Genomic DNA, 25,359 nt, shown 5'->3' on the forward strand with positions numbered 1-25,359 from the left:
TGTCGGCAGCAGCCCCCTGCGACGGAAGAGTCTGCGGGGCGGGTCCCCGGTGAACTATGCCACCGCCTGCCCCCGGTGGCCCACGGGGCGACCTGGATGTCGGCGTCCCGCAGCCTCAGGTCGTTGGCGAGGGGGCCTGACCAGCCTCAGGCTGCGTGATGCGGACATCGTCATGAGTTCCGGGTCGCAGGAGCAGCCTGCCGCGCAGCGACGGCCCGGGCGATCGCATTGCGCAGCTGCCGCATCAACTTCGGACGGTTCTTCATCAGCGTCCTGTTCACCCGCACCACGATCCACTCCCCGTCGGTGAGATCCTGCAGCTGCTCGAAATCCTTCTCCGTCTGCCCCTCCTCATCATGGTGCTTCCCGTCGTAGTAGAGCCCGATCCGCAGACTGCGGCAGCCGATGTCGAAGAAGGTCGTCCGGTCCCGCGTCCCACCCCACGATGTCTCCTCCCGGTACGCCACCTCCACCTGCGTCTCCCACCGATGCCCGTCCGGCAGCAGGTCACGCACGATGAGTCGGAGCTCGGTCTCCCGCGGCGACTCCGCCCCTGCCGCCACCAGGCGACTGAGCCGCCGTAGTTCCCTGCGGGAGATCAGACCTGTCGCGGCGTCCTCCAGCTGGTTCCACGTCACGGTCGAGCACTGCGCGAAGGCGTCGATCAGCTGCACCGCGCGGACCTGCCGGTCGGAGAGACCGTCGACCTGCACCACCTGCCACCCGTGCTTGCCGGACAGGACCGACCGCAGGCACTGGGCGAGCGCCACCGCCGCCGTGACCACGCGCATCTGCGGACAGAGTGGATCAGGGGCAATGGTGTCCCGCTCCAGGTCGAAACCCGGCGGCAGCGGACGGATCACCGGGCTCAGCGGACTCCCCTGCGCGATCTCCGTGCGGTCGGAACCGTTGGACCGGCCTTCCGCCAGGAGAAGCACGGCCGCCGAATCCGCCCAGTAGAGGAGTCCGTGGAACGGCGCCGCCGCCCAGCCGGAGATGATGAAGGTCGGGTGCAGCTGATGCAGCGCGCGGACCCGGGTGACCATGCACGCGGGGAATGCTCCGAGGTCTCGGGCGTCGGCAAGACCGGGCAGACGCTGATTCTCCACCATCATCCCGTCCGCGACCTGGATCCAGTCACGGTCGATGACCCACCTCGTCGTGCCCGAAGCGAGCAGCTCCTGCCTGCGGACCGGTAGGTGATCGGGCAGGATTCTGGTGCAGTACCAGGGACCTCTTCCTGCCGTGTGCAGGCCGTTCTCCTGTGCCTCGATGATGTGCGCCGGCAATTGCCGGACGATATGCGCCATAGTGTTGTCCCTCCCTGTGATCCCCCGCGGCCTCCCCGCGGCGCCCGCCCCGTCCCCCGGCACAGTGCATTTCCCGACAATACCTTCAGGACGCTGCCCTGGGGAAGCCCCTCGGCAACCATGTCGGCATCGCGCAGGCTGAGGTCGTTTACGAGGGGGCCAGAGCAGCCTCACGCTGCGTGATGCGGACATGCGGCGCGGCGAGACATGGTGCGGTGTGACGCGGTGGAGTGGGAGAAACGAGACCGCTACCCCAGCTCGTGGGCCAGCAGGTCCCGCGCGGTGGTGAAGCGGAACCGGTGCCCCAGGTTCGTCAGCACCACCGGCCGTGCATGCTGGTCGGCCAAGGCAAGCTCCGCGGCACCGTCCCTGCCCAGCAGCACCGCAGGTCCCACAGCCGGCACCGGTACGCGCAACGGCACCCGCACCTTCTGCGCCTCGGCCAGCACAGTAGCGAACTCTCCCTCGGTGATGTCCTCCGGGGCGACCGCGTTCACCGGCCCCACCAGGGAAGAATCCACCACGGCGCGGTGGTAGATGTCGGCGAGGTCGTCGACCCCGATCCAGGGGAAGTGCTGCCCGCCGGACCCGAGGCGTCCTGCCCCGACCCGGGATGAGGCGCCCAACAGCGACAGCAGCGGCGCTCCCCCGCCGAGCACCAGTCCGGTCCGGATACTCACCACCCGCACCCCGGCTTCAGCAGCGACGGTGCAGTCGTCCTCCCAGTCCGCGACGACGTCGGCGAGGAATCCGTCGCCCCTCGGGGCGTCCTCACCCACCGGTTCGGGGCGCGAGGCCCCGTAGAACCCGACGGCGGAGGCGCACACGAGGACCTTCACCCCGCAGGACGCCGCGACCTCGGCCAACCGTCGGGTCGGCCCGACCCGCGAGTCACGCATCGAGGCCTTGTGGGAGTCGGTGAAGCGTCCGAAGATCGGGGCCCCGGCGAGGTGGACCAGGGCGTCCACCCCGTTGAGAAGATCAGGGTCAGGCGCCGCGGGATCCCAGTGGCGTCCTTCTCCGGAATGGTTACGGACCAGCGGAATCACCGTGTGCCCGGCGGTCCGGAGCAGCGCAACGAGTTGCGTGCCGACGAGGCCGGATGCCCCGGAGACCGCGATGGTCAGCGGCGGAGTGTCGAGCTCCCGGAACTCCGCGAGGTGGGCGAGGTCGTCGGTGAGCTGGCGGCGGCGGTAGGCGGCGATGCGGCTGAGCAGGATGGTCGGGACGCGGGAGGTGATCCGGTCGGTGACTGTGGAGGTGCCGTCGCCACTGTCGGTGATGAGATGCTCGTGGTGCCACCCGGTGAAGCGGAAAGGCCGGTTCACGCAGTCGTCGACGAAGCTGCGCCCTTCGGCGAAACCCTCCGGATCATGGCGCGCTTCCCAGGTCAGCCGACCGGGGAGGGAGAAGGTGGTGGTGCCGTCGCGAAGGTCGGAGGCCTCGGAGCGGACCCGCATGCGCGCGAATCCCGGGGTCAGGCGGACGACGGCGCCGGGGCGGGTGTGCCAGTCCCAGACGTCGACTGCGGGGTGCGGCAGCTGGGTCTCGAACTCGTGGGTGGTGGTGCGGGCGGTGAGAGCGGTGGTGGGACGCATACAGGTCAAGGGTACGCGGTTAGACTGGGCATCCACCCCCGCGAAACCACCGCGCCGACCCGGGAGGACGCCATGGACAACCCGTACGCCGCCCATCTGCGCGCCACGGATCTGGACCGCACGAAGATCGCGTCCCTCATCGACCGGGCCTATGCGGAGGGCCAGCTCAACTCCCTGGAGCATGACGAGCGCGTGTCTGCGGCGATGACGGCCGCCACCCGTGGTGACCTGCTGGAACTGATCAAGGACCTGCAGGTGGAGCGTCCGGAGTTCTCGGCACCGGAGAAGAAGGCCAACCCGCTGATCCCGTCGCAGAATCCGGCGACCGGGCTGATCGTCGTGATTGTCGCTGTGGTGACCCTGGTCGTCGTCGCGGCCGTGGTCATGCTGGTGGGCCGGTCCGGATCCGATTCCCCTGCCCCTGCACCGGCAACACCGGCGGTCTCGGAAACTCCTGCCGGAGCATCTGAGGATCAGCCGACGGAATCCGAGTCCGAGGTCGCCACTGCCGTGCCTGCCGGGGACGCCGGCGGAACCGGTGAGGAACCCGGGGACACCACCCCGAAGATCTCGGTCTACGAGATGGAGACGACGATCCGCGGCGACTACCTCAACGACCGTGGCCACATCCCCGAGTACGTGACCTGCCCGGATGCCCTGGATGTGGAGCTCGGAGCGGCGGTGGAATGCTCGGTGGGCGATCATGGCGCCGTCTTCCCCGCGACGGTCACGGTCATCGGCGTGGACCTGCCGAACGTGACCTACAACGTGTCCATCACCGGGGTGTGGTGAGGTTCACGCCTGTACCTCGTGCGCCTGCCGCAGCCGCTGCGCCCATTCGACGAAAAGTCGGGTCTCCGCCGGGCCGAGGATGTCCGGGTCCGCCACGGCCCGCTCAACCACGGTGGCGAAGGCCGAGTCGCGGTCGTCGCGGTCCGCAGGCTCAGCGCCGGTGATCGCACTGATCACACCCTCCCGCACCGCGGCCGACAGTGCGGGATCCGGCTGGTCCAGGGCGATCAGGCGTAGGGTCACCCCGATATTCGTCGCCAGGATGTGCGCGGTGGCCTGCTCCGCGGACACGGCCAGGCGTCCTTGTGCTGCGGCCCGGGACGTCAGTGACAGCAGCACCTCGCCCGGCCGGGACTGACCGGCGGGAACGTAACCGGGCTGGACCTTGCCGAACATCAGGGCGTAGACGCCCGGATTGGCCAGCCCGAAGGCGACGTGGGCGTCCCACCCGGCACGGATGTCCTGGACGGGGTCCCCTGACGGTTCCGTCGACTCCTTCAGCGCCATGTACCGGTCGAAGCCGTGCTCCACGACCGCGTCCATGAGTCCCTTCTTCGAGCCGAAGAAGTGGTACGCCGTCGGCAGGGTGACTCCCACCGCTTCGCATACGGCGCGCAGGGAGAAGTCCTCACCGGGTGTCTGGGAGATCATGCCGACGGCCGCGTTGATCAGCTTCTCCCTGGTTCCCGTCGACAGCTGTCCAACCATTCTGCTAGCGTAGCCCATGTATCACCGAAATGGTGTTACATATCAGCGCTAGCCACACTTCAGGAGGCTCCTCATGACCGACCACACGCTCAACGGAAAGAACGTCCTCATCGCCGGCGGAGGCAAGAACCTCGGCGGCCTCATCGCACGCCAGGTGGCGTCCGAAGGCGCGAACGTCGCCGTCCACTACAACTCCGAAGCCAGCCGTGCCGACGCCGAAGCGACCGTCGAGGCGGTCCGCGCCCAGGGCTCCGAGGCTGTCCTGCTCCAGGCCGACCTCACCGACCCCGCCACTGTCGCCACGTTGTTCACCGACGCCGAAGCGGCGCTGGGGACCCTTGACGTCGCCGTGAACACCGCCGGAAAGGTCCTGCGTAAGCCCATCGCAGAGACCACCGGGGACGAGTACGACGCGATGTTCGACATCAACGCCAAGGCCGCCTACTTCTTCATCAAGGAGGCCGGCGCCCACCTCAACGACAACGGGAAGATCATCACCATCGTCACGTCGTTGCTCGCCGCCTTCACCGACGGCTACTCGACCTACGCCGGCGGAAAGGCCCCCGTCGAGCACTTCACCCGTGCCGCGGCCAAGGAGTATGCCGACCGCGGCATCTCGGTCACCGCGATCGGTCCGGGACCGATGGACACCCCGTTCTTCTACGGCCAGGAGACCCCCGAGCGGGTCGAGTTCCACAAGTCCCAGGCCATGGGGAACCAGCTGACGAAGATCGAGGACATCGCCCCCATCGTCCGTTTCCTGGCGACCGAGGGCTGGTGGATCACCGGTCAGACCATCTTCGCCAACGGCGGGTACACCACCCGTTGACACACTGACCCGCTACACCCCGACGCCGGCGTCCTCCAGGGCGAACCCGACGCGGAACACGGATGCCTGGTCGTAGGCGTTGCCGACGATCTGCAGTCCGGTGGGGACGCCGCGGGGCCCGGTGCCGGTCGGCACCGCCAGGGCGGGATGCCGGTTGCAGATGTTGAAGGGCACCGCCACGAGATCCGCCCAGTAGTGCCGGCCGTGACTGTCCACCGAGACCTGCGGTGCTTCGGCGGGGAAGGCGTCCTTCGTGGTCACGGGGGTGAGCAGTGCCGTCGCCCCGGACAGCAGCTGGCCGAGTTCCTCCCTGATCCGGGTCTCACGGGCGAAGGTCTCGTGCAGCGGCATGCGCGCCGCCGCAGCCATGGTGTGGTCGATGAACTGGGTGATGTACGGCGAGACCTCCGCACCGGTGGACTCGATGACGTCCGCCATCCCCGGGGCGAGGGTGTGCCCGTAGTGCGCCATGGCGACCGTCATGATCTCCTCGACCGTCCAGTCCGGGTTGCGGTGTTCGATGACGGCACCCCGGCTTTCCAGGGCGGACGCAGCGGCGGCGAGGTTGTCGCGGATCGCGGCGTCCACCGGGTAGTTACCGAGCGTCTCCGAGACGACGATGCGGCAGCCGTCGACCGACCGCTCCGGTACCTCGACCGGACCGACGGGGACGCTGTGCGGGTCGAGGGCATGCTGACCTGCGATGATATTGTGCATGAGCAGCGTGTCTTCCACGGTGCGGGCCATGGCGGAATCGCTGCGGTACCAGTCCATCGTCGACGGGTGCAGGCCCGGGACGACACCGTAGGGAGCCTTGTAACCGACCACTCCGCAGAAGGTCGCGGGGATACGGGTGGAGCCTCCGATGTCGGAGCCGGTGGCCAGCGGCGCATAGCCGGCGGCAAGCGCGGCACCGGATCCGCCCGACGAACCGCCCGGGGTGAACCCCTGGTTCCACGGATTGCGGGTCACCCCGTGGGCCAGGGAGTCCGTGGTCGTCGCGGCACAGAACTCGGGGTTGGTGGTACGGGCGACGAGCACGGCACCGGCGGCGCGGAGCCGTTCGACGATCGGGTGGTCGACCTCGGGGGTCACTGCGGTGGCAGGGACGGCCTGGTCGAGGCGTCGACCGGCGATACCGTGCTTCTCCTTGATGACGACAGGCACGCCGAGCAGGGGCTTGCCGGCAGGTGCCTCGCCGGTGGCCCACTGGGCATCGGCAACGGCTGCGGCGTCCCCGGCATCCTCGAGGAGCTCCACAACGGCGTTGATCGTCGGTTCGGTGGCCTTGATCGTCGCGAGGCATTCGGCGAGGACCTCGGTGGGGCGGCGGCGGCGGCCGGCGGCGTAATCGACGAGGAGCTCTGTGGCGGTGGGGGCGGCGAATCCGGCGGGTGTGGCAGGTGCGGCGGTCGTGGTCTTCCTTTCTACGCGGGTCAGCGAAGGCGCCCGGCGGTGCCGGGCGAGACCGGGGCGACAGTGCGGACCGGAGTGCGTTGCGTCGGCATGTCGGGGAACTCGGGGCGCTCCGCCTTGCCGGTGACGACGGAGACAATGACCATGACCACGAGGTTCGCGATGAAGGCGGGGATACCGTTGTTCATGCCCCACAGGGTGGTGTCGGCGATGGTGTAGCCGATGACGATAAGCTCGCCGACGACCAGTCCGGCGATGAGACCCTTCGCGTTGATGAACGTCGACCTGGTGCAGGACAGGATGTTCGCCGGGGCGAGCTGGGCGAGTCCGGCGTAGGTCAGCAGGTAGAGGTTCGCCATGAGATCCGGGCGGGCCAGCGACAGCCAGAGGGACGCCAGGAGGATGACCCCGGCAGCGGTCTTGCCGATGAGCAGGCGTCGTTCATTGGTGGTGCCGGACGGGATGAGATTCGAGGAGACCAGGGTGGCGATCGAGAGGACGCAGTGCGCGGCGGGGACGATCGCACACGAGATGCCGGCGATGAGGACGCAGCCCATGAGCCAGCCAGGCAGGGAATCCTGGGCGATGGACAGGATCGCGGAGTTCTCCTCACCTTCACCGACGGTGACGTGGCTGGCGGCGTAGAAGCCGATGACGATCGGGATGAAGGTGGCCAGGGTGTACAGCGGCAGCATGACGTGGTTCTTCGACACGGCGCGGGAGCCGTCGGCGGCCAGGACCGCGGGCCAGCTCTCCGGGAGGGTCATGCCGCCGAGGCCGATGCCGGAGACGATGACGCTGGTAATGAACCAGGTGATGCCGTAGGTCTGCGAGCCGGCGTCCACGGTGAGCTTGTCGCGGGCAGCGGCCATGACGCCGTCACCACCCCAGTCACCGGAGAAGTGCACGAGGACGCCGAACAGCACGATGAGCAGCGCGACGACCATCGCGACGTCCTTGAAGTATGCGGCGGACGCCACACCACGCAGGCCTGCGTAGGCGACGAACAGCAGGATGAGGACGGTGGCGATGATCATGGACGCGTTACCCGCGGACTTCTCACCGGTGGCGAAGGAGACCATGGTGCCGAGACCGACGATCTGGACCTGGACGATGGGGACGAAGAAGACGACGGAAACCAGGGCGACAAGCTTGCCGAGCAGCGGACTGCGGTACTGGTGGCCGACCAGGTCGGCATTGGTGTGGTAGTTGAAGACCTTGCCGAGCTTCCACACGACCGGGCCGATGACGAACATGCCGATGTACCCGAGGATGAGGTACGCGGGCAGGTAGGTCGCCGAGACACCGCCGAGGACGGTGAGCCCGGACATGCCGAGGAAGGTGAAGCTGGTGAAGATCGCACCAGCCTGGAGGAAGAACGTGGTGAGGCTGCTCATGCCACGGTTTTCGATGGACCAGCCGGTGTGGGTGTCCAGAGACTCACGGCGTCCGAGGGCGGCGAGGAGAGTGTGGTGGCCACGCCCCATCCGGCGACCCAGACCATCATCACGGGGAAGCCGAGGATGAGCGTGTCGTTGTTGACGAAGGGGAACAGCGGGGTGAAGACCAGGGCGATGACGGGCAGAGCACCGAGGAACACGCCGAGATCAAGGGCGCTGAAGGCCGAGAACCGGCGGCTGCGTGAGGACGTCGCGATCCTGAAAGCGGCGACGGCTTTCTTCGCGGGGGAACTCGACCCCCGCAACCGTTGATGATGGGCTTGATTGATCAGATGCGTTCGGAGGGCTTCACCATCGAGTCGATCTGTCGTGTCCTTCCGTGAGCAGGGCGTGTAGATCGCGGCACGCACCTACCGGGCCTGGAAGCGCCCCCGGATCGCGGCCCGGACTGTCACCGACGCGATGGTCGTGGACGCGGTCCGTGACGCAGCCTGGACGACCGTCGTCGACCAGGCAGGTGTGGAACGACGGAAGATGACACCGGAGGGCCTGTACGGGCGGAAGAAGATGACCGCGCTGATCCGCCGCACCGCGATCACGGGCGCGTCTTGCGGGGCGGTGGACCGCGCGATGCGGATCCTCGGACTGTCGGGCATCACGCGGGCGAAGGCGATCTGCACCACGGTCTTCCGCGACGGCCCGTACCAGACCATCGCGAACGTCGAGTTCGCGACTGCCGGCTGGGTCGACTGGTACAACCACCGCAAGCTCCACGGTAGCCTCGGAATGGTCAGCCCCGACGAGTACGAGGCGGCCTACTACGCGGCCCTCAGCAGAGAGCCGCTCCCAGCATAGAAGCGGCACAGAACCTGGGACGGTTCACCTGATCCGGCATCCGAACGGATGGCAAGGCCCCGGACCCCCGTCAGCCCTTCTCTGATCGCTGCTGCCACCGCTTCAGGTGCTGGGGAGCCACCACCGAGTTCAACCTCCAGACCGATGAGCTGACGACCTTCCACAGGGAATCCACTCGCATCAAGAGCAGCCTTTGTGTCGTCCCGGGTAGCTGCGGGAAGGTTCAGCAGTCGTGCCATGGCTGCTGTGCGGACTAGATCTGACCAGCCGGTGGTCTCCGCTGAGCTGAGACGGTCGATCGCCAAAGCAATGGCTGCCTGGCCGAGGACACGGACAGCACCGGCCGGATGACTGGTGGTCCCGTAGGCAAGAAGCCTGCCCCAGTCCCGCCCGCGGACGTGGACCGGGGCGACGGTCCAGCACTCCCCGCCCCCGGCATCAGACGTGTAAGAGCGGTCGTCCCGGACCCCTGCCGGCCGCGTGATTTCAGCCGACCGCCTGGCCCACCCGTCAAGCAGGCCGCTGAGCCCGAGACCTGCCTCCTCAACGACGACGATGCGGTGCCCGACGTCCTCGAGTATGACCGGGCAACCGAGTAGGCGGGACGCTGCAGTGACCAGTTGTTCAGTCGGCGCACCGTTGTGAATCATCCGGATGAAGGTGTCAGCGACCTCAGCGGTGGCCTCGACTGCGGTGAGGTGGTCGTCGATGATCATTTCGTGAACCTCCCGCGTAAGCCTGGAGAACCTGATCTCTCGAGTAAGAACAATCAGAGGGAATCCATGCTTCCGCGCTGCATCGATGACGTCGCCGGGAACGCTGTCCCAGGTGCCCCCGAGCTCAATCACGAACCCCACGGCACCGCTGGCGGCGCAGTTTGCGATGAACCGCTCCCGCTCGCGTGCAGTCGACGGCCAGCCGACCCCGGTCGTGAGCAGCAGTTCTCCACCGTCGAGCAACCGGGCCGCCGCCGCCTGTTCAGCAACGTGGATCCAACGAACACCTCGAGCCAGATGGTTCTCACCAGTGAGGACCCGGGGCCTTCCAGAGACAGCCTCGGGTAGGGCAAGGACATCGGCGATCGTCAGAGTGGAGATTGAGGGGGTGGTCATCAGTCTATCGTGCCGGAGGATTGTTGCAGGTTAGTGTCTGCTGGGCGCTCCGGTCGAACTTCCCTTTATCCGTCACCTTTTCGGGGGTGAACATGACCACAACTCAAACATAGCCGAAAGCTCTTCTTACCAGGCCAGGGAGGCTTTCCCTACCTTCAAGTGGCGTTCGAGAATCGAACTTCGAACGGTTCTCAGCAGAGTTGTCCACCCGTTCTCATATGCTTCTCCCCGTAAACACCCCGGCACACTGAGGACACCACATGGATCTTGACCTGACACTCGAAGAGAAAGTTGAATGGCTTGAGGAGGCCGCCGATGCCATCCGCGGCCGAATGAAACTGCACGGCGCTACCCCGGTACAGGCCGCGGAACAGCTGTCGACACAGCGCAACTGGCGGAATGGTGATGCCTCCCAGATCCTCCGGGAAGCGCTGGACCAGATCATCACCGTGGTGACCGCCATCAGGACGCCAAAGGACGGAACCGTCCTCGTCGACGACCGCACCCGGAAGGTAGACAACGGCTGGTACGAAGGGCCGGACCTGGACAAGGACGTGTTCTGGCCGCCGGTGCACGATGCCATCGCCCGAGACCTCGGGGAGCACGCCCTCGAATCCATCGACGAGACGAGCAACCAGGTCATCGCCAATGCCGGTATGCCCGCCATCCAGGACCTGAAAACCCGTGGCCTCGTCGTCGGCTTCGTCCAGAGTGGCAAGACCACCAACTTCCTCTCCGTCATCGCCAAGGCCGCCGACGAGGGGTACAGGCTGATCATCGTCCTGGCCGGCATGACCAACAGTCTGCGGGAGCAGACACAGGAACGGCTCCTCGAGAGCCTCGTCTCGTACACCGACAAGGACTGGACCCTGCTCACGGGTAAGGACCGTGACTTCTCTGGCAGTGACAACGGGGCGAAGCTGCTCAATGACACCGAGCGGCAGCTCGTCGTCATCAAGAAGAACGGTCCGCGGCTGAAGAAACTCAACAAGTGGCTCGACGGAATCGCCCGGAAGCACGGGCAACTCAATGTCCCGATCCTCGTCATCGACGATGAGGCGGACCAGGCGAGCATCAACGTCGTGACCTCCGCGAAGGAGAAGAACCGCCGTAGCGCCATCAATGCACAGATCGGCACTCTGCTCAACCGTCCTCGGACCTCCTATATCGCGTACACCGCGACCCCGTTCGCCAACATCCTCATCGACCCGAATGACGAGTCCGACCTCTACCCGGAGAACTTCATCTCCGTCCTCCCCCGACCGGAGGGCTACTTCGGGGCGGAGCAGCTGTTCGGACGTGACGCGGTGCCCGGTGAAGACCCCGCAGACATCGGTGACACGACGCTGGACGCGATCCGCGACATCCTGCCGGCCGAGGCCGACGCCGTCCGCCCTCCCAGCAGGGACATCGAGTCCTGGACTCCGACCCTGCCGGATTCGCTCCGCGACGCCGTCCGGTGGTTCCTCCTCGCCACCGCAGCACGGTGGGCGCGCGGCCAGCGGGGAAAGCACTCCTCCATGCTGGTGCACAGCTCTCCCCGGGTGCACGCCCACAAACTGATCTCCCGCATCGTCGTGGATACTGTCCACGACTTCGGCCGTTCCATGAATGCCCCGGAGTTCCGGGCGGAGATCGAGGAGTACTGGGACAGGGAGAACTCTCTCCAGCCGCAGAACCCTGACTACGCACCTGCCGTCTCCTTCGACGAGATCTGGCCCATGCTCCAGGAGGTCCTCGACGAGGTGAAGTTCATCGTGGACAACGGCCAGTCCGACCAGCGGTTGGACTACACCGAGGGGGCGCAGACGGTCATCGCTGTCGGTGGTAACACTCTGTCCCGTGGCCTCACTCTCGAAGGTCTGGTGTGCAGCTACTTCGCCCGCGTCTCCCGGACCTACGACACCCTACTCCAGATGGGTCGGTGGTTCGGATTCCGTCACGGCTATGAGGATCTCGTGCGAATCTGGATGACACCCCAACTCGCCGAGTGGTACCGCGACCTCGCCACCGTCGAGGCGGACCTCCGCCGTGACCTCAGCTGGTACGCGGGCGACGGGCTCACCCCCGCCCAGTTCCGCGCGAAAATCCGGCTCCACCCCGCCATGCAGGTGACGAGCGCCGCGAAGATGCGGAACCACAAGAACGCCTCCATGAGCTTCTCCGGGCAGCGTGTTCAGACCATCATCTTCCGGGAGAAGGACGCCGATTTCCTCGGCCACAACATCTCCGTCACGCGTGAATTCATTACCGGGCTCCGAGATTCTGGCAGGCGTAGCTGGACCCGGGAAGCCAACGGCTCCACCATCTTCACCGGGCTCACCAATGACGAAGTCCTCGACTACCTCGACAAGTACCTCTTCATCGAGGATGTCGAGGAGAAGCCGCACGGCAAGAGCAAGCGGGATCTCCTGATCGACTACATCGAAAAGGAAGCCGGGAATGGTGGGCTCCGTTCCTGGAACGTCTCTGTCATCGGCCAGCAGACAGACAAGCGCGGCACCATCGACTTAGGGTTGGAACAGCCGCTCAACCTGGTGAACCGTACCCGTGTCAGTTCCTCGGCCCCCGGACGCGCCAGCATCAACACCCTCGTCGGGCCCAAGGACCGGATCAACGACCTCCCCTTCCACGACGACGACCAGTGGAAGCAGCTGGACACCGAGCTCAATCAGCACAAGGGTGGCGCCACCGACGCTGTCCTCCGGGACAAGCACGACGAGTACGCAGGCGCAGGTGTCGGCCACCTGACCATCTACGCGATCAACCGGAACTCCGCACCGGACCGGGAGATCGACCTCACCAAGGTCAAGGACACCGGCCGGATCCGTCGGGCCCTGGAGGCCGCCGACGACATCATCGCGCTCGGTATCTTCTTGCCGGAGTCCGACGACGACTCGGGGGTGGGCTACATCTGCGGCATCGACAACATCACCCAGGAAGAGCTGGAGGAGGCCCGGGACGACCAGGCGGAGTACGAGGACACCGTCGACCGCGAAGACGCCGCCGACGAGCAGGAGGAGGCCACCGTTGAGGCTTAAGCACGGCCAGAACACGGCCTTCGAGAACCTCAAGACCCTGGACGCGTACCGCGCCAGTCAGCGGACCACGGAAGAGGTCTACGAGATCGACCTCGCTCTCACGACCGGCGTCCCGTATCTCGCGGCGAAGATCGACCACACCTACGGCATAGCCGTCCCCGTCGGAACGGACTGGGTGGAGGCCTATGACAGGCAGCCTCAACGTACCGCCCTCAGGCTGGTCTCCACGTCCACCTTCCACCGTGCCGGCACCGACTACATCCAGGTGACACTGTCCGACGAGAAGCTGCTCCGCACGTTCGGCGACTTCGTGGACAACCTCCTCGAGGCGCTCGAGGACAACGGAACCGAGGACCCCGGTGCCGTAACTGTCCGGCTCCTCGCCGAAAGCCAGCGGCTCTTCCGTGCCGCCGGAACAGTGGTCCCCGGAACTGAGGCCCAGGTCGGTCTCCTGCTGGAACTTGAGACACTCCGGACCCTCTTCGAGTCGGTCGGGATCGACGCTCTCCGCCATTGGACGGGACCGGACAACGAACGACATGATTTCGAGCTCGAGGACACATCACTCGAGTGCAAGGCCACCCTGTCCCGGGAGAACCTGGCGGTGACCATCCACGGAGCCCACCAGCTCGATCCCATGGGCGACAAACCGCTCGTTCTTCTCGTCAGGAAGTACGAGAAGACCGTCGACGGCGGAGCTTCTGTCCCTGACATAGTCCGGGAAATCTCAGAGCTTCCGGGAATCGACACCGATGAACTCGCTCGCAGACTCGCCGAGGCAGGACTATCTCCGGAGGTCCTGGAGAAAGACACCGAGTTCGCCAGATTCCTCCACGTCGAGACCCATGAGTTCGACGTCACCGGAAACTTCCCCCGTATTTCCACGGAAAATCTATCCGACCGAATCTCCCGGGTCGCCTACACAGTCGATCTCCGCGACCCGTCGTCACTGCCCGGCTACCGTTCTGAACCGCAGATCCTGGAGGACAACTGATGGGCGTCTATCCGCTCTACGCTGACCACGACGGAGGTTCCGCCTCCTCGTTCACCCACGGCCGATCCGCATCTACAGCGCTGGGTAGACCGAATCTGACCAACTGGGAACTCTTCGTCCGTGAATCCCTCCAGAACAGCTGGGATGCACGCGACAAATCCAACGCCGATGACGGCGTGACCTATGCCATCGACTACCGACTACTCGACGACCGCAGTAGTGACATTCTCCGGCGTCGGGTGTTCGGAGAAGGTACCGCGCACGTCCCCGGCCTGAAGGATGCTCTTGCGAAGAGCAACATTCCCCTGCTCATCGTCTCGGACTCGGGAACCACCGGGCTCCGTGGGCCGACGAACGCGGCAGTTGCCACCGACGGCCCCTCAGACTTCAACAGTTTCGTCCGCGAGATCGGACGCAGTGCGACCAAGGCCGTCAAAGGCGGTTCCTACGGCTTCGGCAAGGGGGTGTTCTTCACCGCCGGCCGATCCCGGACCATCCTCGTCTACACCCGTACCATCGATGAGAACGGCATGCGGGTCAACCGTTTCATCGCTGTCGCCAATGATGACTCCTACGTCTACGAGGGATTCAAATACACGGGTCGGCACTGGTGGGGCGTCCGTGACGAGTTCGAGGATGACCGAACCGGGAACACCTCCATCTTCGCAGAACCGATGACCGGCGCCCAGGCAGACAACGCCGCAGCATTCTTCAAGATGGACAGGCACTTCACGGACGAGAAGCAGACCGGAACTTCCATTGCGGTCATCGACCCCGCCTTCGAGGACTCCTCCGAAGAGCAGATGAACCAAATTGCCCGCGCGTTGACTCGTTGGGCATGGCCACACATGGTCCACACGCCCGACGACGAGGACGAACTCAATTTCGTCGTAACCCACAACAATGAGCCGGTCACGGTTCCGGATCCGAAGGCCGATCCACTCCTCAAGGAGTTCGTGACCGCTTATCTGGACAGTCGGAATGTCGATCTGACCAAGGCTGAAGGATTCACCTTCCGCCGGTCCACCGAAGTCTCTTCCGTTCGCTCAGGACGTCCGTCCCGTGGGCTTGGTCGGCTGGGTATCCGGGAGATTCAGGGAAGAATACCCGCCCAGAAAAGCGTCGTCGAACACACGTCGGGTGCCATCGCGCTGATGCGTGGTCCCCGGATGGTGGTCGAGTACCGCCAGGGTCCGGCCGACCGTTTTGGACGTGACTACGCCGCCGTCTTCACCGCAGCCGAGGACCTGGACCGGGAGTTCGCGCTCAGTGAGCCGACCACTCACGATGCCTGGCACCCCCGAACCCTTACCGACCAGGATCTCCTCGGCTCCAGCTGGCAGAGCCGGAATAACCCCGTCAAGATCGCACTCAATCACATGGACGATCTCATCAGGTCCTGGAGTTCCGACGGTACGGCTGACAAGGACTCTCCTTACGACAACGCCAGTCGGCAGATCGCATCCATGCTCGGAGGCGTCCTCGGAAGTATCCCGGGCACCTCAATGTCCGCCACGGCTGAGCCCAAGGGCAGGAGATCCTCCTCCGGAGCCTCTGAGTCCAAGGGCAAAAAGGGAACACCCAGTACCAAACTCATCACCCTGATTCCGGAAGGTGACGAACTCTATGCGGTATTCCAGCTGTCGATGGACATGTCTGCTGGTACCCCACCGTCCGCATTCGAAGTCAGCGTCCAGGTGGAGACGGATACCGGTCCGACCCGTAACTGGGATGACCTCGGGTACCGCCCGGTGATCGAAGGTTGGCGTTTCATCGACAAGAACAGCTCGCCGAAGGAGCTCAGACCCTCCCGACACACCGTCGGAACCGGAGACTCCGACATCATCACCCTTTCTCCGGAGAACAGCAGAGCCGTACTCTTCGTCCGGCAGCAACGGGGGCTCGCAGTGAGTCTCAGAATCGCCCGTACCCAGACTGACGTCGAGGAGGACTAGATCAATGGCGCATGACATCAGTTACGGCTTCCTCCGTCCGCAGGACGACAGTTTCACAGACATCTCAGTCACCGTTGAATGCGGTAATGACGTCGATACTCTCACCTTCGAGACCGATTCCCGTCTGTCCACGGAGCTCGCCTCCTGGGGTAGAGGTAACGACATCCACGTGAAAGGTGAACTTTCCACCGATCTTTCGGCGGTGATTGAGGACTGTGACCTACCGTTGACCGGTGCCCGTCTCGGTACCCTGCTGCGGTGGAACTGTCCCTCCACTTCGATCCGTGGGTACGGAGACACCGTCCCGGTCACGGACGGTACCGTCCGGCCGACCGTGCTGATTCCCGGTGACCGGATCGCCGGTGCAGTGTCCGTGGAGCTCGACGTAGTCCTTCTGGATAATCCGGCACCTGACCCGAACTCGGTTGCACCTGTGCGCCCCGGAAGCGTCCTCTGGTCCCGTGAACTCCGCATCCATCTCGAAGGAATCGGTGCCACGGTACAGACGACTTCCTACGACTTCGCTGAAGCCCGTGAACGCGACCCTGGTGCGATGTGGCGGATCGCTCTGGAATCTGATCCCGAGCTCCATGTGACCCGTGCTGTCCGCACCTATCTCAACACCGCCAACAAGGTCACAAAGGTCGCTCTGGACAACATCAACTCAGGGAAGAGCCTGACCAGGGAAACCCAGATGTGGCAACGGTTCCTCGACATTGACCTACGTACCCATCTGGTGTGGGCTGCCCTCGGACTGTCACAGGAGTACGCCCTCGCCGAGTTCGAGCACGACGACGAAAGCTACGGCCAGACTCTCTACGGTGTACTGCGCGCCTACTTCCCTGAGGAAGATCCGCTCGCATTGCTCCAGAAAGCCGCGGTCGATCCCGGGATGGTCTCCGCACGGGTACAGAACAACTACGGAGACGAAAGGTAGTCGACGATGAAATCCTTCCCCATGCTCGACACCCGCTTCGCGGAGGACATCGTGCGCTCCTCCGTTGAACAGAATAAGTCTGTCGCCACCCTCACGGCAGAAGTCTCTACCAGTCACCCGAAGTCGCGCCTGTCTGAGACCGGCATCGCCTGCGCATCAGACGCCGATCTTCAGTCGCTTCGGGACGATATCGTCACCGTGGCGGAAAAGTACGGCTTCCCGCACCGCGCGAGCGAGAAGAGCAGTGCGTTCTCCGACTTCGACCGTGAGGCGACTCACGTCATCATGAAGCACGTGGATGCCCCTGTGAACGACGCACGCTCGACGGAACTCTGGAACTTCATCACCTCGGTCCTGTTGCTCGACGTCGCCAGCTGGCGCTTCCCCAACAACAGCGAAAACCCGAGGTTCAACCGCTACCTCGGGTCTTCACCCAAGAGCACTTTCAAGAAGCTCTGGTGGCGTGGTCACGTCCTCGGTGAGCTCAGCGACAGGATCGGTGAGGACCAGTCCGTGGCTCTGCTGGAGCGCACTTCGGTAGCAGGTGATCCCCGACTACCGAAGACAATCATCCGCGAGTTCTTCGACCGGACGGCCTCCGGTTCCTCGTCCACGAACCTCTCGGATCAGTTCCGCTCGACCATGCTCATCACGAAGGCACGTCTGGCCACCGTCTGCGTCGAGGCACTGGATGATGATCAGGTTGCCCAGCTGGTTCAGGATTGCGTGGACTCGGCTCTTGCCCGGTAACCTGGTCCCTGAGTTCCCTGTCGTCCATGACCGGCAGCCCGCGAGACAATGGCCTGGTCAGTGACAGTTTCAACAAGAAAGAAGAGGATGAAGTCGTCCGGAATCAAGGTCGCACCGTCTGCCAGTCGTCTCACCGGTTCACTGCGCGACATCGGCTACAGCTTCGAGTCTGCGGTTGCAGACCTGATCGACAACAGCATCGCCGCAGGAGCGACCGCGGTTGCTGTCAGAGTCCACTACGACGGCCGGGATTCCCGGGTATTCATCATCGACAACGGTCGCGGGATGGCTGAAGACGGCCTCACGGAGGCACTGCGGTTCGGGACGAAGCGCGGCTACGAACGCGGTGAGCTGGGTCGATACGGCCTCGGACTGAAGACTGCGTCCCTGTCCCAGTGCCGACGTGTCGTCGTTTTCTCGCGCGACCCGAAAGACGGCCACCTTAGCGGACTCTCCCTGGACCTCGATTTCATCGAGGCCGTTGACGACTGGATGGTCACCTACCCGGACGATGCCGATCTCGAGGAACGGGTACGCGCCCTGTTCTCCCACTCCACAGGAACCGTGGTCGTCTGGGAGAAGCTGGACCGGCTCCTTCCCGCCAAGAATCCGGACAGCAGCTGGGCCCGTCAGAAGTTCCTCAAAGTTGCGGATCGACTTCAGCAGCACCTGGAAATGGTCTTCCACCGGTTCCTGGCCGGAGACAGCGTGGACAAGGTCACTATCCGGGTCAACGGTGAGGAGCTCACTCCCTGGGATCCGTTCGTCATCGACGAAGAGAAAACCGAGCTGGTCAGCGAGGACGTCCTGGACCTCCCAACGTCGACCGGGCAACTGGGCAAAGTCGCCGTCCACGCCTACTGCCTCCCCGCGCGGTCACAGTTCTCTTCTCCTGAAGCCTTCGACCGTGCTGCCGGGCCCCGTAAGTGGAACAGACAGCAGGGCCTGTACATCTACCGTGCCAACCGACTCGTGCAGTGGGGTGGCTGGGACGGGATCCGGACGATCGACGAGCACATCAAGCTTGCCCGCGTTGCCCTCGACTTCGACACCGATCTGGACGACGAGTTCAACATCAACGTCGCGAAGATGCGTGTCACGATGCCCCACCAGCTCAAGAAGATGCTGGCACGGTCTGTGGCCGATGTCTGTGCGCAGGCCGGTGCCCGTTACCGACGCGACCAGAACCGCGGCAGTGGTGAGCAACTGGAACTCGGCGACCGCGCAGCAGACTCCATCTCGATCTCGAACGGAGCCGAGGTCGGCCTGGCGCTGAAATCAGCCGCTGCCCAGTCAGGACATTACGAGGCATTCCTCGAGATGGCGAAGATCATCCGCAAGAGCTCACCGGAACTGGCGAAGCAGCTCGGTCTCTGACCCCCGCGGCCTGCCTCGCTGGCGGATCAGTCGATCTCGTCCTGCTCGACCTCGAACCTGTCGCAGGTGGCGAACAACGGGCATCCGCTGCACACCGGATTCTTGATTCGGCAGTGCGCCTGCGCCACCTCGATAAGTCCGAGATGAGCTTCCCTCGAATCAGGACCCAGGCCGAGCATCCGGGCGACAGCGATGCGACCGTCCGTGAGCTGGTTGCGTCGCTCCATAGAGATCGATTTGTACCGGGATGTCACTCGCAGGACGCCACGCGTCGTGAGCACCGGCTCCTCGGACTTGTCGCCGTGCTCGCGATGAGGTGCGATAAGGTCGATCATCTCCGCATCAGCTTTGCCGACCGCCTTGATCACGGTGCGGTCGATCTTCAGGGCCCAGAATGACTCCGGTGCAGATGAGGTCTGTTCGTGGAACTCCCGGAGCCTCTTCGCACGGTTCTGCTGTCCGATGCCGGTGAGCATGTCCGTCAGCACAGCAACTGTCGTGTCTGCAGCGGCCGGATTGTCAGCGGTCGCTGCCGGCATGTTGTTGATGACCGGCCACAGCTGGTCCACCAGGGTCTTCTTCATCCTGGACAGGACAATCTCGCCCACCGCGGCCTTCCACCGGTCATCGGTCCACAGCCACGGAAGTATCCGCTGGTTGGACGCACGGTCATGGAACCAGCGACCGAGTGACTTCGAGATCTCCCGGGAAGACCGCTTCTTCGGGACATCACGTTCGATGGCCTCGACCATCTTCGTCGCGATAGCCCCCGCCGCACGTGGCGGGACAGCATTACCGATCTGCTTGAACGCCGCACTGGGAGGGCCGTTGAAGCGGAAATCGTCAGGGAAGGTCTGGATCCTCGCAGCCTCCCGCACGGTCAGGGTGCGCGGCTGTCGCGGGTGGATAAATCCGTACCCGTCCTTGGCAATGTGTGCCGTGATCGTCCTGGACACGTCGTTCTCGTCAAGGCGCTTGTACTTGTCGTCGTAGATGTCCGCCCGGTACCTGCGCAGGTGCTCCGGCAGATCCGAGTACTTCGTCGATGAATCCATCATCTCGAAGATCTCCCGGTCGTCCTCCCTGACGGGGCGGGTGATGTGGTCGAAGACCTTGTGTGCGTCCGCAGTAGTGACACGCCGGCGGATGTACCGCTGGAACTCAGTGAGTGGTTCGTCGTACTCAGCCCAACCGTCGGCGCCACCTTCCGGACGCCAACCGCCCTCAACCTCCGGAAGGTCGCCGATGGCGTTCCAGAGAGAGACCTTCTCGGGATAGTCATCCGGCCATTCAAACTCAAGGCCGTCACGGAACGCCACGACGATGAGACGCTGGCGGTGCTGGGGAACGCCGTACCGCCAGGTCTCGATGACCTTGGCGTAAACGGAGTAGTCCAGCTGCTCCAGTTCCTCGACGAGGGACCGGAAGATGAACATCTCGGTGTCAAGCGCCATGTCCGGGACATTCTCCATGATGATCGCCCGCGGTCGGGCACGTTCCACGATCTCGATGTAGGAGCGCCAGAGTTCGCGGCGCTCATCCTTCGGCTCCCTGCGCCCCTCTTCGACGAGCTTGCGGATGCCGTTGCGTCCGGCCTTGGAGAACGGCTGGCACGGTGGTCCACCTGCGAGAATCTCGATACCGCATTCCTTCATGAGGTCAGCGACCTTGATGATCGAGTCCGCCGTCGACAGATCCCAGTCGACAGACATTCCTGCGAAGTGATGGGCATGTGTCTTCACTGCCTCGGTGTAGTGGTCTACACCGAGTACCACCTCGTAGCCCGCTTCCTCGAGCCCCAGAGAGATTCCTCCGGCACCCGAGAACAGATCGGCAGCAAGCACCTGCCCCGCAGCACGGCGCCTGTCGCAGTGCGCCTTGAGCTCATCAGTGGTCGCACAGTGCTCCGGGTGTTTCGGAAGCTTCAGGAAGGGTCCACGAATCTGGGCGACCGCGTAGCGGTCGCCACCTGTCGTCTTCTCACTGTCTTCCAGAACTCCAGTCACCTGTCAGAGTCTAGGCGGGCGCCGCCTGTGGAAGAAACGAGTCTTGCAGGTCAGAACACTGCCTGAGGTAAAGGACCAGGTCGGAGGAAGGTAGGGATCAGACACCATGAAAATAATAGAACAGACATTCTCATTGCTTCATTCGCGCCCCTCCGCCAGCACCGATCCCCTCACCCACTCGATCTCGTCCGCCACCTCGTCGATGTCATCGTGTTCCCAGTAGTGAAGCGGAATCCATCCCAGTTCGACGAGTGCTGCGTCCTTCTCCTTGTCCCGCTCCACGTTCCGGTTGAGCTTCGCCTGCCACCAGTCGCGGTTGTTCTTCGGCAGCGTGCCATGGACAGGACATGCGTGCCAGAAGCAGCCGTCAACGAACACCGCGATCTTTGCCCTGGTCAGTGCAATATCCGGTCGACCAGGCACTCCTCCGAGATTCACCCGGTACCGGATTCCCCGCCGGTACAGCTCTTTCCGCAGTGCCAGTTCCGGCTTCGTGTCCCGCCGCGGCATCTTCCGCATCTCTTCACGGACGTGACTGTTCAGTGGGGCCACCCCGCTACCAGAAGTCACCACCACCGCATCTGACCCCTTCCTGTCCTGGTCCATGGACCAACTCTATCGCCGAGGGAACAACTAACCTCTGTGCAGCGCGGACGCTGCCCGCAACAACCCCGTCTCCCTCCTTTCCGGCACCGACCCAGGCGAAGCGCCACCGGCCCCCTCTCCCGCCGCCTACTACGCGAACCGCGAAGCCGTCCGCGTCGCCGGCGCCGCCCCGATTACCGTCGGCCAGCCCGGGCATTCCCTCGACCTGGACCACGATGGCATCGCCTGCGAGTAGCCTCTGACGCGACGTCCTGACGGAAGAACATAGTCAAGTCTACCCGCGAGACGCCTACTCCCCCACTCCGAACCGCTGTCCGACCAGCGCATCCCGGACAATTTCCGCAACGTGCTTCGCCTGCTTACCGGTGCCCTGGGTGATCTGGGTCCAGCAGGAGAAGCCGTCGGCGATGACCTCACCGGCAGCTTCCCGGACCTTCGGGAACAGCTCACGTTCACCGAGCGCCATCGACATCTCTGCGTGGCCCTTCTCAAAGCCCCAGTTGCCGGCAAGCCCACAGCATCCTGTCCCGATCCGTGACTCCTCAACACCCAGGGCATCGAGGATCACCGTAGAATCCGACGGATCACCCAGCGACCGCTCGTGGCAGTGGATCTGGGTCAGAGCAGTGACATCACCCGGTACGAGAGTGCCGGCATCCACCAGCTCGCGGATCACCGGTGCGACCATGGCGGCGAAGGACCTCGTTCTCGCTGCTGAAGGTGCTCGGTCGCGACTGCGCCGGTGCGGTTCAGTTTCTCCCGTCCGCACAGTCTCCTGACATGGAATCCTCGCTCCACCCGGTCACCGAGGACGAGATCGCAGACCGACTTGCCTGTATCAGCGGGCCTTCCGCCGAAAGCTGGTTGGCCGGTCGGGAGCACTGGTCGTTGGCCCGCATGCAGGCGGAGATCACCCTTCACCGTGGCCCCCACACCGGGGCATGGTCCGAGGTGCTGGGCGCCGCACCTACCACCCACATCATCAAGCCCGCCGGCCCGTTGCCCCAACACACCCTGAACGAAGTTCTCTGTCTCCGCAGTCTGTCCTGGCTCGGCGTGCCCGTCGCACAGACGGAGCTTCACGACTTCGGCGGTATTCCTGCGGTGGTCAGTGCACGGTGGGACCGGCGGACGACATCCACAGGTTCCATAGACCGCATTCCCCAGGAAGACCTGTGTCAGGCGATGCACGTACATCCCCGAAACAAGTACGCCTCAGACGGTGGCCCTCAGGCCTACGAGATCGCCCGCTTCCTGACAGACGCAGCACCCGGGCAGCGACTGGCTGAACAGTTCACTGAAGCGCTCGTCCTCAATGTCCTTCTGGGCAATACAGATGCGCATGCGAAGAACTACTCACTTCTCCGCCCGGTGGACGGCGATATCCAACTCGCCCCGATCTACGATGTCGCATCTGTCTTCCCTTACGACGACAGTGCACAACATCGCCTGGCCATGAAGATCGGCGGCCGCAACATCCCTGCGGAGATTGAACGCCGACACTGGCACAGATACGCCGACAAAGCAGGGCTCCCGTATGACTCGATGGACCGGGCACTCATCTCCTGCGCCTCAGGGCTTCCGACAGCAATGCAGGGTGAGTTCAACCGGTCGTTGCAACACCGGGTTGTTGAAGCAAGCCTAGCTGCTCGGCGAACACTTCCGCCGGAGTGCGCCAGCCGAGAACCTTCCTGGGCCTGTTGTTGAGTGCTAATCCGACTGCCTCGAGATCCTCAGCCGACCACCTGGACAGGTCCGTACCCTTCGGAAAGTACTGACGCAGCAAGCCATTGGTGTTCTCGTTGCTCGGTCGCTGCCAGGGCGAGTGAGGGTCCGCGAAGAACACCTTTGTACCCGTATCCAGAGTGAATTGAGCATGTCCGGACAGTTCCTTGCCCCGGTCCCACGTCAGCGTCTCGCGTAGCGGCTTCGGCACAGTTCTCAATGACCTGGTCAGTGCGATGTTCATCGCTTCGGCACCGTGTCCGGCAAGTGCAGGGCCGTTTTTCACCTTCGGAATCGTTGCATAGCCGTCAGGCCGAGGCAGGTGCACCAGCAGAGTCGTGCGACTCCTGCGTTCCACCACGGTTCCGATCGCGGAGCCGTGAGTACCGATGATCAGGTCACCTTCCCAGTGGCCGGCGACAGCGCGATCTGCGGCCTCTGCGGGACGTTGGGACAATACGACATCATCAGTGACGTGTCCTTGGGGCTTGTTGCGTGATCGGGCCCGTGGCTTGCGCAGCGCCCGGCCGGTTCGCAGGCAGGTCACCAGTTCGCGTTGTAGCGCGCCACGGTCCTCGATGAACAAGGCCTGGTAGATCGCTTCGGGACTGATCCGCATGGACGGGTCATCAGGAAAGTCGATCTTCAATCGGTTCGAGATCTGTTCCGGGCTCCAGGCTGTCGCCCACAGTCGGTCGGACCGGTGCGGTTTGTTCAGTCCCTTCCACGGCGGCGGAGTCGGACCGGCGACGACGGTGCCGTCAGCCTGGCGGACATACCCGGCGAGTCGGTCCTGGATGTACTTGCGCAACCTCGGATTATCCACGAGCTTTGCGGTCTTCGGACGCTTGGCAGCGTTCTGCGCTTTCCACTGGGCGACTGTGGCCCTGTACTCCTGTTTACCAGCGCGGGTGGCGGCGTTGCGGCGCAGCTCACGTGAAATTGTCCCGGGGTCACGTCCGAGGGCACGGGCGATCTCACGCACACCGGCGCCCTGGACCCGCAGCAATGCGATCTCCTCGCGTTCCTCGAAGGACAGGTAGCGGCCGGTGGGCTCGGACAGACAGATTGGTGGCATACCGCCAGCATGCCGAAACCACCGGGTTCCCACAGGCACGGACACCCCCACCTTCAACGCCGCATCGGCTGAAGTGATGCCGGTGGCGATCAGTCGCCAGAACTGACGTTGTACCGCCCGGGACGGCTCCGGACGGCCAGGTGAACGCATCGCCGGCCGCAACGCCCGGTCGGCACGCCACTGCCTACGAAGCTCCTCTGGTACGTCACTGGTCTTCTTGTCCCAGTCTGCCGTTGCCATCGTTGAACACCTCCAAGGTCAAGGTGTTGCGACGACCGATTGAATCCACCCAGAAAGCCGTGATCGAAATGGTGACTTCCTCTACCTCAGGTCCACTCGTCGCCACCCCGGAAGCCAGGGAACTCATCTCCCGCCTCACCGCTGCTGTCACCGACGAGTGCACCAGAGTCCTTCTATGGTTCTGACCAACCACCCGCCCGGCCTCACCCCACCGCCGTAGACTCGGGGCAGTCATCCGCATCAGGAACTGCGTCACACAACGCGTCACCGCAACGCAGCCAGACCCCGAGGAGCCCGCCATGATCGTCACCACCACCGGCACCGTCGAAGGTAAGCCGGTCACCGAGTACATCCGCGTCGTCGCCGGCGAGACCGTCGTCGGCATCAACATGTTCAAGGACATCGGCGCGGGCTTCCGCAACCTCGTCGGCGGACGTTCCGCCGGCTACGAGGGTGAGATCAACGGTGCCCGTGAGCAGGCCCTCGGCGAGATGGTGCAGCGCGCCATCGAACTCGGGGCGGAGGGCGTCGTCGGTGTGAAGATCGACTACGAGTCCCTCGGCCAGGGCGGGATGGTCATGGTCACCGCCGCCGGCACCGCCGTGCGCTTCTGAGGGACGCCGTGCGTCA

At 64.3% G+C, this 25,359-nt stretch carries 21 protein-coding genes and 2 pseudogenes; 12 read left to right on the top strand and 11 right to left on the bottom strand.

Going from position 1 to position 25,359, the window contains the following annotated elements:
- Positions 1–170: 170 nt before the first annotated feature.
- Together ACZ9GM_RS11250 and ACZ9GM_RS11255 are read right to left on the bottom strand one after the other, a co-directional pair.
- Positions 171–1,310 (bottom strand): hypothetical protein, encoded by a 1,140-nt coding sequence (locus ACZ9GM_RS11250; protein WP_476037862.1) that lies wholly within the window; start codon positions 1,308–1,310, stop codon positions 171–173.
- A 248-nt stretch (positions 1,311–1,558) separates the two neighbouring features.
- Positions 1,559–2,908 carry a TIGR01777 family oxidoreductase gene (locus ACZ9GM_RS11255; RefSeq protein WP_476037863.1) on the bottom strand — a complete coding sequence of 450 codons (1,350 nt, stop codon included), beginning with the start codon at positions 2,906–2,908 and terminating at the stop codon, positions 1,559–1,561.
- Between the two features lie 72 nt (positions 2,909–2,980).
- On the opposite strand from ACZ9GM_RS11255, the gene ACZ9GM_RS11260 reads away from it, so the two are divergent.
- A complete protein-coding gene (locus ACZ9GM_RS11260) occupies positions 2,981–3,700 on the top strand; it encodes a DUF1707 domain-containing protein (protein WP_476037864.1) in 720 nt (239 codons plus the stop codon).
- Positions 3,701–3,703: 3 nt separating this feature from the next.
- On the opposite strand, the gene ACZ9GM_RS11265 is transcribed toward ACZ9GM_RS11260, so the two are convergent.
- A complete protein-coding gene (locus tag ACZ9GM_RS11265) occupies positions 3,704–4,408 on the bottom strand; it encodes a TetR/AcrR family transcriptional regulator (protein ID WP_476037865.1) in 705 nt (234 codons plus the stop codon).
- A gap of 73 nt (positions 4,409–4,481) precedes the next feature.
- Between ACZ9GM_RS11265 and ACZ9GM_RS11270 the strand changes: the two genes are divergently transcribed.
- Positions 4,482–5,237: an SDR family oxidoreductase gene (locus ACZ9GM_RS11270; protein ID WP_312775836.1), complete on the top strand. Its 756-nt coding sequence runs from the start codon at positions 4,482–4,484 to the stop codon at positions 5,235–5,237.
- Positions 5,238–5,249: 12 nt separating this feature from the next.
- Here the strand turns inward: ACZ9GM_RS11270 and ACZ9GM_RS11275 are convergent, their stop codons facing one another.
- From ACZ9GM_RS11275 to ACZ9GM_RS11285, 3 genes are read right to left on the bottom strand one after another with little or no spacing between them, the layout of a single operon-like run.
- Positions 5,250–6,677, bottom strand: a complete 1,428-nt coding sequence (locus tag ACZ9GM_RS11275; protein WP_476038352.1) for an amidase — start codon at positions 6,675–6,677, stop codon at positions 5,250–5,252.
- A complete protein-coding gene (locus ACZ9GM_RS11280) occupies positions 6,674–8,050 on the bottom strand; it encodes a sodium:solute symporter family protein (RefSeq protein WP_476037866.1) in 1,377 nt (458 codons plus the stop codon). The genes ACZ9GM_RS11275 and ACZ9GM_RS11280 overlap by 4 nt, the downstream gene beginning before the upstream one ends.
- A complete protein-coding gene (locus ACZ9GM_RS11285) occupies positions 8,047–8,253 on the bottom strand; it encodes a hypothetical protein (protein WP_476037867.1) in 207 nt (68 codons plus the stop codon). The genes ACZ9GM_RS11280 and ACZ9GM_RS11285 overlap by 4 nt, the downstream gene beginning before the upstream one ends.
- On the opposite strand from ACZ9GM_RS11285, the pseudogene ACZ9GM_RS11290 reads away from it, so the two are divergent.
- Positions 8,170–8,908: pseudogene (locus ACZ9GM_RS11290) on the top strand (transposase family protein); the annotation flags it as partial. The gene ACZ9GM_RS11285 and the pseudogene ACZ9GM_RS11290 overlap by 84 nt on opposite strands.
- Here ACZ9GM_RS11290 and ACZ9GM_RS11295 read toward each other — a convergent pair.
- Complete coding sequence (locus ACZ9GM_RS11295; protein WP_476037868.1) at positions 8,872–10,020, bottom strand: PucR family transcriptional regulator ligand-binding domain-containing protein; 1,149 nt, start codon at positions 10,018–10,020, stop codon at positions 8,872–8,874. The pseudogene ACZ9GM_RS11290 and the gene ACZ9GM_RS11295 overlap by 37 nt on opposite strands.
- 260 nt (positions 10,021–10,280) lie before the next feature.
- On the opposite strand from ACZ9GM_RS11295, the gene ACZ9GM_RS11300 reads away from it, so the two are divergent.
- The 6 genes from ACZ9GM_RS11300 to ACZ9GM_RS11325 all read left to right on the top strand — a co-directional run bounded on the left by ACZ9GM_RS11300 (position 10,281) and on the right by ACZ9GM_RS11325 (position 19,074).
- On the top strand, positions 10,281–13,061 hold the full coding sequence (locus tag ACZ9GM_RS11300) for a Z1 domain-containing protein (protein WP_476037869.1): 2,781 nt from the start codon (positions 10,281–10,283) through the stop codon (positions 13,059–13,061).
- Positions 13,051–14,055 (top strand): PD-(D/E)XK motif protein, encoded by a 1,005-nt coding sequence (locus ACZ9GM_RS11305; protein ID WP_476037870.1) that lies wholly within the window; start codon positions 13,051–13,053, stop codon positions 14,053–14,055. Before ACZ9GM_RS11300 ends, ACZ9GM_RS11305 begins: the two co-directional genes overlap by 11 nt.
- A complete protein-coding gene (locus tag ACZ9GM_RS11310; RefSeq protein WP_476037871.1) occupies positions 14,055–16,010 on the top strand; it encodes a hypothetical protein in 1,956 nt (651 codons plus the stop codon). The genes ACZ9GM_RS11305 and ACZ9GM_RS11310 overlap by 1 nt, the downstream gene beginning before the upstream one ends.
- A gap of 4 nt (positions 16,011–16,014) precedes the next feature.
- Positions 16,015–16,947, top strand: a complete 933-nt coding sequence (locus tag ACZ9GM_RS11315) for a hypothetical protein (protein WP_476037872.1) — start codon at positions 16,015–16,017, stop codon at positions 16,945–16,947.
- A gap of 6 nt (positions 16,948–16,953) precedes the next feature.
- The gene (locus ACZ9GM_RS11320) at positions 16,954–17,697 is read left to right on the top strand and encodes a DUF6339 family protein (protein WP_476037873.1); all 744 of its coding nucleotides are present in this window, start codon (positions 16,954–16,956) and stop codon (positions 17,695–17,697) included.
- An 87-nt stretch (positions 17,698–17,784) separates the two neighbouring features.
- Positions 17,785–19,074, top strand: coding sequence for an ATP-binding protein (locus ACZ9GM_RS11325; RefSeq protein WP_476037874.1), 1,290 nt, complete (start codon positions 17,785–17,787; stop codon positions 19,072–19,074).
- Positions 19,075–19,100: 26 nt separating this feature from the next.
- On the opposite strand, the gene ACZ9GM_RS11330 is transcribed toward ACZ9GM_RS11325, so the two are convergent.
- Together ACZ9GM_RS11330 and ACZ9GM_RS11335 are read right to left on the bottom strand one after the other, a co-directional pair.
- On the bottom strand, positions 19,101–21,080 hold the full coding sequence (locus ACZ9GM_RS11330; RefSeq protein WP_476037875.1) for a DNA cytosine methyltransferase: 1,980 nt from the start codon (positions 21,078–21,080) through the stop codon (positions 19,101–19,103).
- A 138-nt stretch (positions 21,081–21,218) separates the two neighbouring features.
- The gene (locus tag ACZ9GM_RS11335; protein WP_476038353.1) at positions 21,219–21,599 is read right to left on the bottom strand and encodes a very short patch repair endonuclease; all 381 of its coding nucleotides are present in this window, start codon (positions 21,597–21,599) and stop codon (positions 21,219–21,221) included.
- Positions 21,600–21,720: 121 nt separating this feature from the next.
- Between ACZ9GM_RS11335 and ACZ9GM_RS11340 the strand changes: the two genes are divergently transcribed.
- On the top strand, positions 21,721–21,921 hold the full coding sequence (locus tag ACZ9GM_RS11340) for an excalibur calcium-binding domain-containing protein (RefSeq protein WP_476038354.1): 201 nt from the start codon (positions 21,721–21,723) through the stop codon (positions 21,919–21,921).
- A 54-nt stretch (positions 21,922–21,975) separates the two neighbouring features.
- Here the strand turns inward: ACZ9GM_RS11340 and ACZ9GM_RS11345 are convergent.
- Positions 21,976–22,416, bottom strand: a pseudogene (locus ACZ9GM_RS11345) (FAD-binding oxidoreductase); the annotation flags it as partial.
- Between the two features lie 50 nt (positions 22,417–22,466).
- Between ACZ9GM_RS11345 and ACZ9GM_RS11350 the strand changes: the two are divergent.
- On the top strand, positions 22,467–23,393 hold the full coding sequence (locus tag ACZ9GM_RS11350; protein WP_476037876.1) for a HipA domain-containing protein: 927 nt from the start codon (positions 22,467–22,469) through the stop codon (positions 23,391–23,393).
- Here the strand turns inward: ACZ9GM_RS11350 and ACZ9GM_RS11355 are convergent.
- On the bottom strand, positions 23,290–24,729 hold the full coding sequence (locus tag ACZ9GM_RS11355; RefSeq protein WP_476037877.1) for an IS30 family transposase: 1,440 nt from the start codon (positions 24,727–24,729) through the stop codon (positions 23,290–23,292). The two genes, ACZ9GM_RS11350 and ACZ9GM_RS11355, sit on opposite strands and share 104 nt — an antisense overlap.
- A 299-nt stretch (positions 24,730–25,028) precedes the next feature.
- Here ACZ9GM_RS11355 and ACZ9GM_RS11360 point away from each other — a divergent pair, with 299 nt between their 5' ends.
- The gene (locus tag ACZ9GM_RS11360) at positions 25,029–25,343 is read left to right on the top strand and encodes a YbjQ family protein (protein ID WP_291474540.1); all 315 of its coding nucleotides are present in this window, start codon (positions 25,029–25,031) and stop codon (positions 25,341–25,343) included.
- The last annotated feature ends 16 nt before the right edge of the window (positions 25,344–25,359 follow it).

It is taken from the genome of Corynebacterium sp. UD i78 (assembly GCF_056280545.1).